The following is a 12,332-nucleotide window of genomic DNA, read 5'->3' as shown; positions in this document are numbered from 1 at the left end:
AGTACGATGAACGATCGAAAAGCGATTGAACGCATTTTAGACCAGACGGGCAACAAGAATAACATTCTGGACGTCCTCAGCGAGCAGCTTTCCTTATCCGATCTGAATACGCTGCTGCTTGAAGTGTTCCGCAGGCGGACCCACGGTTCGCCGTATGCCGACCTGATGAAGGCTTATGCCGCAAACCGGTTCGTCCAGCCGTCCGCGCTGGATCCGATTGAGCTTAAGCAGATGGAAATCCGCCTGCTGACCGTTGCGGCGGACGCCTCGTTTCGGGCCATTCAGCTGTCGCCGGTCGCTCCGCTCGGCTCCTGCTCCGTTGTCGCAACCTCGGATCAGAATAAGATCATTTCCGCTCTGCGCGGAACGGAAGTTGTCGGAGACGCCACCAATTTAATGGCGCTCCATATTTGCAGCCTGCTCAAGGAGAAGAAGCTTGCCAACGACGAATCGCCGGTCCGGCTGTGCACCACTCACCGCCACGTACGGGCCCAACAGTTTAACAAGCCTGGGCTGCTGCCGCATTTTCATTTGTTTTGCATGGTAAGCTCCGGCAAGGATAAAGGTTCCTATTCGTTTGAAAAGCAAGCGCTGCTGGACCATCTGAAGGTGTATCAACACATTTTTTCGTCCTTGTTTGATATCGGGATTACAGTCAGACTCAACCGCCGTGATGGCTATACGGACAGCGAGGGGCTGGTCCAACGGCTGGGCGATTATATTCGGGAGGAGGCCCCCGACATTGAGGTTGATGAGCTGAAGGAGGAGAATCGCAACCAGTATTATAAAGGAATGCAGTTTTCGATCTTCGTCCGGCTGAACGGGCAGTCGATGAACATTGGCGACGGCGGTTTCGTCGATTGGCCGCAAAAGCTACTCGGCAGCAAAAAAGAGCGCATGATGATCAGCGCCATCGGTTTGGAACGGCTGGTGCAGCTCCACAGCATATCGAAGGACGGTGCGGCCGACGAATGAACGGTTTTTACCGCTTGTACGCCAAAGGAGCAGTCGTTAGGGCGATGTGCATGGCAGCGTAACTGCATCGAAGCAAACGGCCGCGCGTCCTCTGTAGCTATCGATTAAGCTTCGAAGTCACCTCCAAAGTCTATTCCCCACAATTAATCGACTGTCACCCTCTGTACATAGCACCGTTTTTAAGGACAATAATTTGGATTGGTTCTGTCTGTAATAAGAGCAATAAGACCGCCCGGCTTCATCTGCGAGGGCGGTCTATTTTTTGCTGAACAATCAGCCCGGCTGGCACTGCGGAATCATTGAAACTGAACTGCAAGGTTGAATCGCGGGAGCAGACGAGGGGCAACGAGAGTGGATTCGGCAGCAGCCGGCTTGTTGGATAGTTCTCCAAAGCTCGGTCGGTCATTCGTACCGTGCGCATCTCCCAGCGGGCGGCGCGGTCTTTGTGATGGCGGTCGATATACCGATGAAGCCTTACATCCATACTTGAAAATAGCGTCGAAACGATGTATATTTATTATTGACATTATTGCAGGTCTAAAAAAGGAAGGTGACAAGCATGTCCCCCCGAACCAAGGAACAAAACGATGAAATCCGCGAGCGCCGGAAGCAGCAAATTCTCGAAACCGCCGAAACGTTATTTTTGCAAAACGGGATGCAGCTTGACATCCGGGACGTGGCTCTTAAGGCTGGCTTGGGCTACGGAACCGTTTATCATTACTACAATAACAAGCATCTGCTCATTCACGATATTATGGAGGCTGGCTTTGCCGCTGCAGAGGAGCTTCCGAAACGGCTGGATGCTGCGCAAATGCCGCTTGAGCAGCTGCACGGCTGCTTGAGGCAGCTGCCGGACAGCTGGACGGCCAGCCGCGCCTTATTTGCCGTATGCAAGCAAGCGGCAGAGCGCTTCATGATGTTCGAGCCGGAGCTTCAGCATTCCTACTCGCTTCGATTCGAATCGTTCATCTACAACCCGGTGGTCAATCTGATTGAGGATGCCATCCGTCAGCAGGAGCTGCCTCCCGGGCTTGATCCCCAACAAACGGCGAATACGCTGCTCGGCGCGCTCATCGGGGCTTACAGCATTTATAACAACCATAACAGCGGGCGATTTGATGCCGGTTTTACGGCGAATGTGCTAATTCAAGGCATTAAAGCAACTCAACAAGAGGCGGTGCAAGCATGATCACGTTAAGAACGCCGGATGAAATACGGCAAATGGAAAAAGCCGGACGTATCGTCGCGGCCTGTCATAAAGAAATTGCCGGCATGATTAAGCCCGGAGTTACGACCTTGCAAATCAACGATTATATCGAGCGGCGAATTACCGAGATGGGCGGAAGCCAATTCACGAAAGGCTATATGGGATACCCGTTCGCGACCTGCGCATCGGTGAACGACGTAATTGCCCATGGATTTCCGGGAACGACACCGCTCAAGAACGGAGATATCGTCAAAATCGATATTGTAGCGGTCGCCGACGGCTGGGTAGGCGATTCCGCGTGGTGCTATCCGGTGGGCGATATTTCCCCGGAAACGCGGAGGCTGATGAAAGTAACGAAGGAATGCCTGTATATCGGCATACAGCATGCTGTAGTCGGAAACCGGATCGGGGATGCCATGCACGCCTTGCAGCAGCACGCCGAACGAAACGGTTATTCTGTGGTGCGTGACTTGTTGGCGCACGGGGTCGGCAGATCGGTGCACGAGGAGCCGAACTTCGTGCATGTCGGCAAGCCTGGGAAAGGCTTCCGGTTCAAGGAAGGCATGATTATTACGATCGAGCCTATGTTGAATCAAGGCACTTATGAGATGACGATCGATGCGGACAATTGGACGGCGAGAACGGCCGACGGCCGATTATCTGCACAGTACGAGCACACGATAGCCATTACGGCGGACGGTCCGATTATTTTGACCGAGCAGAGGCCGTAATTTGTTCAGAAGCAGGCGGTGGCCTGCACCGCCAGCTTCTTCAACTAGGTCCAGCCCCAGAAGAAGCCGTCGCGATCCCAGGCTACCCTGCCGCGATGCAGCTTTTTAAAAGCTTTTTTGACTTCCTTGGAAATGGACGTATTTCCGTTTTCATTCACATAAATGAAGCTCTCGCCAAACTTCTCCCTGATCCGTTCCACCGCATCGCTTTGATACAAAATTCCGGCGAATTTCACTTCGTTTATCATCCATGCGGCAACTTCATCCGCTGTAACTTCCATTAGAACCGCTCCTTTTTTATAATATCAGAATTTATATGATTTCAGCGGAGCTGAACAAGTCTGATATTGCAAGAAAAGCTACATCTAAAACACGAATGTATCTTCGTCGGAAGGGCTTCGGTCAGAAGCTTTTCTTACATTTTTCACTATTCAAGTATACGTCAAAATCCGAAGCCGCACCTAATTTAAGTGTCATCATATTTACATGAACATGACGAAGCCCCCGCCCCGCTTGAACAGCGGACATGGAGGCTTATCGTTGCAATTCAACCGTCTTTTGGGGAATTGCGTTCATGTTCCGTTAGATCATGACGTCTTACTGCTTATTTACGGGTACGGTTTGTCCGAAATATTCCTCCAGGGTGACTCCCCGTTTAGTCAGCTCTTTGGCCAGTTCCGTGCCAACATACCGAAGATGCCAGGGCTCGTATTGGTAGCCGGTAATGTCTTCTTTTCCTTTAAGATAACGAATAATAAAACCGTAATCGGCTGCATGCTCAGCCAGCCATTTGGCTTCCTTCGTCGCTGCAAAACAGTCGGTCGCCGCGCATTTGCCTGTTGAACCGGACACATCGATAGCCAGTCCCGTTTCGTGTTCGCTGTGGCCCGGCTTGGCGCTGTACTTGTTGGCGGCTTCCTCCCCGTCCTTTTTGACATAATTCGAGTAGACGCTTTTTTGCGTGGCGAATGAGCGGTAGCCGGAAACACCGGCCAGCGGCAGCTTATCGTCGTTGGCCGCCTTGAACAGCTTCTCCAACGCGGTGGCGGCTTCCTTGCGCAATTTGCGTTTTTCCGATTTTTCCTTGAAAATAAAAGGAACGTTAGGTTCGACCAAATCCTGCGGCGCATAGTTGTCGGGCAGCTTATACATTTTATTGACGAGCACGGTTTTATCCGCTGGGTTAGCCACAACTTCTATGGCTCCGTTCTTGCTGCCGGCAGCCGGCGGCTTGGACGCCGAAGTGCCGGACTGCGTCGGAGGCTTGGACGCGTCCGCGGCTCCGCCTGCTCCCGCAGCGGCAGGATCCGTCTTCGCCGGCGGGGCGGTCTGCCCCGGTTGGGTCGAGCCGCTGCCACCGGCGGATTTCGATGCCGCATCGTCGGCGGGCTTCGCCGCATTCGCGCTATCAGGCGCGGAAGGCGCCGGAGCGGCTGAGCTGCCGCCGCAGCCTGCGGCGGATATGGCAACAAGTCCTGCCAAGAGCAGGACTGCGGCAGGTTTTGCATACATGTTCATGAAGCTACCATCCTATCCCTGGTTGATTGAATATTGCATGTTTCTAGTATACATCGACGGAGCGCAAAGGTAAAAAGTTGCTCATTTTCATACTATGGGAAATCGAAAATGACATAATTCAGGCAAGGAGGGTCTTGACCGGATGAGTCGGACAGCCAAACCAATATCGATGTACTTGCTGGCCGGCGTTGCCACCGCCCCGCTGTTTATGGAAGGCCTTCGGCATACAATGACCGACAAACTCGAGCAGGACGGCTGGAGCGTCCAGTCCGAGCTGCTCTATCCATACGGCGATTGGAACCGCCGGCTCGTAAGCCAGCTGCGCGAAATGAGCCATGACCTGTGGCTCGTACGGGCGCAGCCGCTTCGTTCGATCGGCGGCCGCCGGGCAGCGGACGCCATTCGTCTGAGCAGCGGCGGCCGTCCGCTGCTGCTGATCGGGCACAGCGGCGGCGGCGTAGCCGCCGTGCACGCCGTGCAAATTCTCGCCGCCGAGGCCGCTCGAAGCACGGATGCGGCCGGCGCGGGCTTGTACGACGCCGCTGCGCGGGGCGCCGCTTCAGGCACGGCTGCAGCCGACGGGCACGAACGTTTGCTGCCCCACCGCATCGTGCAGATCGGGTCGCCGAAGTGTCCTATCCCCGAATGGATGCGGGCGTCCGTGCTGTACGCCGGACTGCTCGACGCCAAGGGCAAGCCGGCCGACCCTGTCACCCGGCTCGGAAGCTGGAGCGGTTGGAGCCACCGCAATCCGGGGCGGCTGCCTTCCTGGTACCGGCAACAGTTTGCACCGGGGGCCGTTGCGCATTTTCCGATTATCGGCGGCCATCCCGATTATTTCAGAGAGAACAGCCCGTTCATCAATGAGCAAGGGCGTTCCAATATGGATACGACCGTTAAAGCGGTCCGGAGCTGGTTAACATCCACATTTGTATCGGATTAAAGAAGTTAAACGGCTGCATCTTTCTCCGCTTTTCAAAGAAACGAGGACTGCAATTGCATTCTCCTCGGCCTCATTATCATTCCCTCCATTTTTGTCATGGCCTCAAATATAATCCCTATATTTTCCAAATATGAATATCCGAGTGCGAACGCATCCCCAATCAAAGTCTGGATCAGCACCCCAACTTAGGTCCAGTCTCCATTCCACCTTCAGACCGTTTTGCCGCGGCAGGTCCGAAGATACAATGGTTTATATGAGTTCAACGAACTAAGGGGGATTTATTTTGTACACCATATTGATGGAATCGGAGCTTATCGGCTTGCTGCTCCTGGTTATTTTCGCCTGGATTGCAGGAAGTAAAGCTTCGCGGCTCGTATACAGCCCTAACACGGAGCGCCTGCACCGCAAGGCACGGAAGCAATTATTTTGGGCAGGGTACATTCTGGTTCCCGCCGCGGCGGTCTTGACCGCTATCGTTCTTATGATATTGTCACTGAATTCGGCGTTTTGGCAGGATCGGGCTTTTCTGCACGCGCCGCTCGTAGCAATTCCGGTATTGTCCGTATTCGTCATGGCCGTACCGAAGCTGGTACGATTGCGTAAAGGAACGAAGGCGGCTTCGGAGGCGGAGGTCCCCTTGGAGGCCGACGTTCGCGGACATTCAGCCGAACCCGGATTAATTGTTCCGTTCCAGGCAACCGCCCTGGGGGCTCTTACCGCGTTCTACTATTCCATGTCGGCTCCCGTTCCTTTTCAATGGGACGATACGGTTCCGCTCGTTCTGTTCCTTGTCGCCGTTGCCGGTCTTTGGGTTCGGCATGACCGCCGTTATTGGAAGGTAAGCCATCCGAACACAGTCGTTCGTTACCGTCCATGGGTAATGCTGCTCAGGAATTTAAGCGTACTGATCATTGTGGTCCTTGCGGCCGGAGGCGTCTTCTATGTTTCCATGCAAAACAGCCGCTTGCCCGAACAAATGGATATGATGTCGGGGGTGGTTGATTACGGGGGCGGCGCCGTCGCTGCCGCAAATGACCATGCCCATCATTCATCCGGGAACACAAGCTCTTCATCCGCCAACTCCAATCCCGCGGTTTCCGTCTCCCAATTGACGGGACCCCGCACAGGTACGCCTGATCGGAAATTTACGCTGACAGCGGAGAAGGCAACAGTCCGGCTCAGCTCAGGCAAATCTGTGGATGCATGGACGTACAACGGTCAAATTCCCGGCCCGGAGCTTCGTATCAAGCAAGGGGAACTGATCGAGGTAACGCTCAACAACAAGGATATAGAGCAAGGCGCAACCATCCACTGGCATGGCCTGGACGTGCCCAATGCCGAAGACGGCGTTGCCGGCGTCACCCAAGATTCTGTAATGCCAGGGGAGACCTATACGTACCGTTTTGTTGCCGAGCAAGCAGGCACGTTCTGGTACCATTCGCATCAACAGTCCAAAGAGGCTGTGCAAAAAGGGTTGTTCGGAGCGCTGATCGTGGAGCCGAAAACCGATGATATGGATCCGAAGGTGAAAGACATTACGCTGATGACTCACCGCTGGAACGAGACTTTCGCCGTCAGCGTTTCCGATTCGGTTGAAAGAATGAGCATCGAACCCGGAACGCCGGTACGGCTGCGGCTAGTGAATACGGATGACTGGGTGCGGCAAAAGTATCAGTTGACCGGTACCCCCTTCCAAGTATCCGCCATCGACGGGTCGGATTTGCATCAGCCGGAAGTTATTGAGAACACTCTCCTGGAGCTGACGACCGGCGGGCGGTACGATATTACATTCGTTATGCCGGATACCCCCGTCTTTATGGGGATTGGCGGCAAAAATAAGCTGGGTCTGTTCATGAGTCCGGACGGTAAAGGAGATATTCCCGACAATTCGACCGTGGCTGCGACCACATTTAATCCTGCCGCGTATGGCAGTACCGGACCGGTCCCCTTCCATGCGGCCAGCCGCTTTGACCGGAATTTTACAATGATTCTGGATAATAAGCTTGGCTTCTACAATGGACAATTCAACAATCTGTACACGATTAACGGCGAGGTTTTTCCTGATACGCCCATGTTCATGGTCCGCGAGGGGGAGCTTGTGAAAACGACGATCATCAACCGGGGCGCAGTCGATCACCCGATGCATTTGCACGGTCACCATATGCTCGTATTGTCCCGCAATGGCAAGCCGGTTACCGGAACCTGGTGGTCGGATACGCTCGACGTGCTGCCGGGGGATACGTACGAAGTTGCGTTCCGGGCAGATAACCCCGGCATATGGATGGATCACTGCCACAATCTGGTTCACGCCGCGGCTGGCATGACCATGCATCTGATGTACGAAGGGGTAACCTCTCCGTTTACGATCGGTAGCGCCACGAGAAACCATCCCGAATAAAAAGAGCACGGCCAGCTACCTTTCATCCAGCCAGCCCGTTCATCAATGAAGAAGGACACTACAATACTTTTTTATCTGAATAATCCGGAAAAATATACGCTTCAGATTGTCTTATCTCAACTAAACGGTATTTACAAAACGGATTATGCTATGGTCATGGCTGGAACCTTAATGGCAACCTTACCATTAATTGTTATGTTTCTTTTTGTCAGCAGGCAGTTTATTTCGGACATTGCCGCCGGGGCTATCAAAGATTAATCAACAATACAACCCCTCTGGAATTTTTCCTACTGCTGTACCTCTGAAACCGGCCAACTACACCTGCGTGAGCGCGAACAATCAACTTCGATTTCGAGCCGGCGTATAAAGCTTTGCTCGTGTCTATATTTCACTACGCTTGTTTCACCAGATTTTCTGCCATGCGGAAAGCCAAAGCAAGAATCGTCAACACCGGATTAACCCCGCCATTGGTCACGTGTACGGAGCCGTCACTTACCCAGAGATTATCGTATCCGTGTACGCGACCATGAGGGTCGGTGACTGATGTCAAAGGGTCATTACCCATGCGCAGTGTCCCGGCCTGATGCTGCCCGGCACTGAGCCCGCCACCTGGCCGCGTTCGCCAAACCTGACGTGCTCCGGCAGCCCAGAGCCAAATCTCCGCTTGCTCTCCTAGCATAGCTGAGGCTCGAAGAGACTCGGGATGGACACTTCCCGAGAGTTGGGCCACGGGGATTCCAAAGCGGTCTTTAATCGTTGGAGAGAGCCGCACTCTTGACTCGGGGGTCGGGATATCCTGGATCGGTCCCTGAACATGGCTAGTGCGCAAGTAACTCTCGCGCATCATTACCTTGCCTGAGCTCCCCCATCGTGCGGCATCCGGCCCAAGCGCCCGATTCCAGTGAATCAGCGGCAGCCGCGTGAACTCGTTGGCAAGCATACCGCCCCCGATAATTCCGTCCCCGTTACCATGGGCAAAGCGACAGGTGGCAATACTCACTCCAGGCCCAAGACCGTCTTGAATCGGATCATCAAAGAGGGCATAGGCACCTGTATAAACATGACCCTGAAGGTTCCTTCCTACTTGTCCGTTCCGATTGCCTAGCCCCTGCGGTTCTGCATCGCTTGCCGAATTGAGGAGCAGGCGTGCGCTTTCGATGGCTCCGGCTGCAATCACCACGTGCCCCGCCCGCACTTGCCGACGTTGGATTGAGCCAGCCACCTCATGTACAAGGCGAACCCCGGTGGCGTGCCTTCCTGCCTCGCTATCTATGCGCTCTACCATGGTATCGCAAATCAGGTCGCAATTACCGGTATTGATAGCCCTCAATAACATCGTATTGTGGCCGCCATTCTTGCTATTGGTCGGGCAAGCAAATCCGACACACTGGCCGCATCGCCCACAGGCCGGTCGACCGTCACGTTCGACCGAGTTGATGAGAAGAGGAACCGGCCCCGCGTCCCATCCCAATTTCGCTGCCGCCTGAGCCAAGCGTTCTGCTTCCAGCGTCCTCGGCAGTGCTGGCATTGGATAAGGGAGTCGTCGGCTCCCGCGTCCCGGGTGGGCATCACCGTCCCCGGAAACGCCGACTTCCCACTCCGCCCGCTCGTAATAAGGTTCGAGTTCATCGTAGCTAATCGGCCAATCACTAAGCGAACTCCCGTTTGGAATCCCATAGCGAGTAGCCATACGAAAGTCATCCGAATGAAATCGCCATGCTTGTGCTCCGTAGACGCGTGTGCCGCCGCCCACCGTCATCGCGTTATTATGGTAGTCACCCTCAAAGGGTGCTGTAATCCGCTCATCTCCGTTGGCCAAAAGAATCGTGCGAGGATTGCCTTCCAACCCTGGTCCTGTGTTATGACCGTATTTGCTAAAACGATGATTGCGCGCATGATCGCTGCCTATCTCACTGTATCGAAGCCAGCTTCCACGCTCGACGACGAGCACGCGAAGTCCCGATTCGGCCAACACCGCCGCCGCTACCGAGCCCCCTGCCCCTGCCCCGACGACGATAACGTCATACCGGTCCCGGAGCTGATCGAAGGTCCGTTGTGGCAGTTCGGTTTCCAGGACCGGTTCATGGAGTTCGGAGACGGGACCCGGACGAAAACCAATCATCTCCCACGACTTACCCCCACGATTCCCGCCCGCACCTGGACTTCCATAATAACCTTCGATAACCAGGCTCAATAGGGTGGAAAAGAAAAGTTTCTGCGAAACGGGAAAGTCCTGAAAATTATCATGCTCCAGGTCACGTAACAGTCCGTCTTGCTCATTTGCCGACAGTTCCGAAAATGGCCGACGATAGAAAGCGCTTGCATCTGCATCCAATGCGTGAAGTCCGGGTACAATCAAATCCATCCAGGTGGCGACATCCTCGCCGGCTCGACGTTGCAGGTAGGCCAACACTCCCCCATCGGTTGCCGATGGCCATGCATCTTCCGGAATCATCCGATCGACGACTGCCTCCAAGACAGGGCTCACCTCGCTTGAAAAATACTTCTGATCGCTAGGTTTCATCAACGTTCACCACCCAATGATATTCGGCGTGTATCATAATTACTCATCCTCATGAACTTTCTCTCCTTACCAGTCGCGATCGTTCCACTCAATCCGATGAACAATATTAAAGGCTCACACCCCATCACCTACTCCTCCGCAATCGGCGTCAGGGGGGAGAAGGATGCACACCCTTCTAACGTATAGTCTATCACGTGCCTCGGGCTTCCCGCTAGACATTTGAGCCGTGCGTGTAGAGATAAAACCAGCTTGAAAACATAATGACTTTTCTCAACTAGCGGGACGATAGGGACTGTCGATTAAAGGACGGGAACGGGCTTTGGAGATGAAATCGAAGCTCAAACACGTTTTATTGCCTTGATTTCATTATACTTTTCGGTAACAATGCAATAACCTGTCCCCCAAAAGTGACGCGATGTTTTGTAGTTAATTCCGATTACTTTTGGGGGAGCCCCCGTAATACGACTCGCCTTGAAGCCATTCTCCAAGCCCTTATCCCTATTAATCGACAGTCTCCGATAGTTCAATAAGCACTCACTACTAGGAGAACGTTGCACAGGCAGTAATGCGGAAATTGATCTGCCTCTTACTTTGTGCAATAATGGGCTCGTGGAAAATCAACGTATGAACAGGAAGGAGGCCGCGCAATGTGTGACAATCGCGAATATTCAGGACCTTCCCCTGACAGAAGCCGCCTCCATATGCAAGCGGATTGCGAGAACTGCTTCGGGTTGTGCTGTGTCGCGCTGCCTTTCGCAGCTTCGGCAGACTTTGCGACCGACAAAGATGCCGGGCAGCCTTGCCAAAATCTGCAATCGGACTTCCGCTGCGGTATTCATAACAGCCTCAGAGAGCGGGGGTTTCGGGGGTGCACGGTTTATGACTGCTTCGGTGCGGGGCAAAAGGTTTCTCAAGTTACTTACGGCGGACGCGACTGGCGGCAATCGCCGGGATCCGCGAATCAAATGTTCGAGGTATTCCCGATTATGCGCCAGCTTCATGAGCTGCTCTGGTATTTGACCGAAGCGCTGACGCTGCAGCCGGCCCGTCCGATTCACGATGCACTCAGCTCGGCGCTCGATGAGACGGAAAGCCTCACTCACTTAGATCCCGGCTCTCTCTTGGAATTGGATGTGGCGGCACACCGGGCAAAAATCAATGCTCTGCTCCTGCGTGCCAGCGAGCTTGTGCGAGCCGAAGCTTATTGCCAGTCGAAGGGCTCTTCAGGTCGTAGGAAGGCCTATGGCCGCGGCGTCGACCTTATCGGCGCCAAACTGAGAGATGCCGACCTCAGAGCTGCCAACCTGAGAGCGGCCTGCCTTATAGCCGCTGACCTAAGAGGCGCCGATCTGAGGGCGGCTGACCTTATCGGTGCAGATTTCCGGGACGCCGACCTTAGAGGTGCCGACCTCACCGGCGCTATTTTTCTCACCCAAGCCCAACTCAACGCGGCAAAGGGAGACGCCGGCACAAAACTGCCTGCGTCATTGGCTCGTCCGATGCACTGGTCTACCTTCGGAACGTAAAGCGAGCATTCAATACAATTCATGCAAATCAGGGACAATCGGCTTCGCCGTCCTTAGGGGACTAGCGCATTTGTCAGGGAAATGCGGTTTCGCTGGAATAGAGCAAAATTCCGTCCCGCTTCATCCACCCCGACAGGCTCCAGAAACGGTTACCGATCTCATTATCCTCAATAACCATGATATGGCATTTGTCGATGCCCGCTATTTGCAGCCGCTTCAGGCTGCAGTCCACGAGCCGCCGGCCGATCGATTTTCCCCGGTGCTCCGGATCTACGGCGACATGATATATATAACCTCTTCTTCCGTCATGTCCGCACAATATGGTGCCTGTCACCTGTCCGCCATCCACGCATACAAAGCTCATGCCGGTATTCCGATTTAAATAACTGCGGATCGCCTCCCGGGAATCGGCGGCGCTTAACGCCATACCTTCTGTGCGCTTCCACAGAGTTATACACATATCATAATCGTGAATCGTCATTTCTCTAATTTCGGGCATAAGCTCCCCCT

Annotated in this window: 10 protein-coding genes and 1 pseudogene; 7 read left to right on the top strand and 4 right to left on the bottom strand. The window is 54.1% G+C overall.

The window, feature by feature from the left end:
* The first annotated feature begins 6 nt into the window (after positions 1–6).
* The 3 genes from E1757_RS17935 to map all read left to right on the top strand — a co-directional run bounded on the left by E1757_RS17935 (position 7) and on the right by map (position 2,913).
* On the top strand, positions 7–975 hold the full coding sequence (locus tag E1757_RS17935) for a hypothetical protein (RefSeq protein ID WP_133230537.1): 969 nt from the start codon (positions 7–9) through the stop codon (positions 973–975).
* A gap of 559 nt (positions 976–1,534) precedes the next feature.
* Positions 1,535–2,164 (top strand): TetR/AcrR family transcriptional regulator, encoded by a 630-nt coding sequence (locus E1757_RS17930; RefSeq protein WP_133230535.1) that lies wholly within the window; start codon positions 1,535–1,537, stop codon positions 2,162–2,164.
* Positions 2,161–2,913 (top strand): type I methionyl aminopeptidase, encoded by a 753-nt coding sequence (map, locus tag E1757_RS17925; RefSeq protein ID WP_133230533.1) that lies wholly within the window; start codon positions 2,161–2,163, stop codon positions 2,911–2,913. The genes E1757_RS17930 and map overlap by 4 nt, the downstream gene beginning before the upstream one ends.
* Before the next feature lie 44 nt (positions 2,914–2,957).
* On the opposite strand, the gene E1757_RS17920 is transcribed toward map, so the two are convergent.
* Both E1757_RS17920 and E1757_RS17915 read right to left on the bottom strand, forming a co-directional pair.
* Positions 2,958–3,194, bottom strand: coding sequence for a DUF6953 family protein (locus E1757_RS17920; RefSeq protein WP_133230531.1), 237 nt, complete (start codon positions 3,192–3,194; stop codon positions 2,958–2,960).
* A gap of 316 nt (positions 3,195–3,510) precedes the next feature.
* Positions 3,511–4,431, bottom strand: a complete 921-nt coding sequence (locus E1757_RS17915; protein ID WP_165972166.1) for a M15 family metallopeptidase — start codon at positions 4,429–4,431, stop codon at positions 3,511–3,513.
* Positions 4,432–4,573: 142 nt separating this feature from the next.
* Here E1757_RS17915 and E1757_RS17910 point away from each other — a divergent pair, with 142 nt between their 5' ends.
* The 3 genes and pseudogenes from E1757_RS17910 to E1757_RS36525 form a co-directional block, all read left to right on the top strand.
* On the top strand, positions 4,574–5,374 hold the full coding sequence (locus E1757_RS17910) for a hypothetical protein (protein WP_133230529.1): 801 nt from the start codon (positions 4,574–4,576) through the stop codon (positions 5,372–5,374).
* Between the two features lie 283 nt (positions 5,375–5,657).
* The gene (locus E1757_RS17905; protein WP_246079254.1) at positions 5,658–7,772 is read left to right on the top strand and encodes a multicopper oxidase family protein; all 2,115 of its coding nucleotides are present in this window, start codon (positions 5,658–5,660) and stop codon (positions 7,770–7,772) included.
* Between the two features lie 15 nt (positions 7,773–7,787).
* A pseudogene (locus E1757_RS36525) lies at positions 7,788–8,030 on the top strand (carbohydrate ABC transporter permease); the annotation flags it as partial.
* A 133-nt stretch (positions 8,031–8,163) separates the two neighbouring features.
* Here E1757_RS36525 and E1757_RS17895 read toward each other — a convergent pair.
* Positions 8,164–10,296: a GMC family oxidoreductase gene (locus E1757_RS17895; protein ID WP_133230527.1), complete on the bottom strand. Its 2,133-nt coding sequence runs from the start codon at positions 10,294–10,296 to the stop codon at positions 8,164–8,166.
* A gap of 647 nt (positions 10,297–10,943) precedes the next feature.
* On the opposite strand from E1757_RS17895, the gene E1757_RS17890 reads away from it, so the two are divergent.
* Entirely contained in the window at positions 10,944–11,822 is an 879-nt protein-coding gene (locus E1757_RS17890; RefSeq protein WP_133230525.1) for a pentapeptide repeat-containing protein, read from the top strand.
* Between the two features lie 73 nt (positions 11,823–11,895).
* Here E1757_RS17890 and E1757_RS17885 read toward each other — a convergent pair whose 3' ends face one another.
* Entirely contained in the window at positions 11,896–12,321 is a 426-nt protein-coding gene (locus tag E1757_RS17885) for a GNAT family N-acetyltransferase (RefSeq protein WP_133230523.1), read from the bottom strand.
* Positions 12,322–12,332 lie beyond the last annotated feature (11 nt).

The organism is Paenibacillus piri (genome assembly GCF_004354045.1).
GTDB classification, from domain to species: domain Bacteria; phylum Bacillota; class Bacilli; order Paenibacillales; family NBRC-103111; genus Paenibacillus_S; species Paenibacillus_S piri.
The sequence above is the reverse complement of the archived record's forward strand: the minus strand, read 5'-3'. Positions and strand labels throughout refer to the sequence as shown.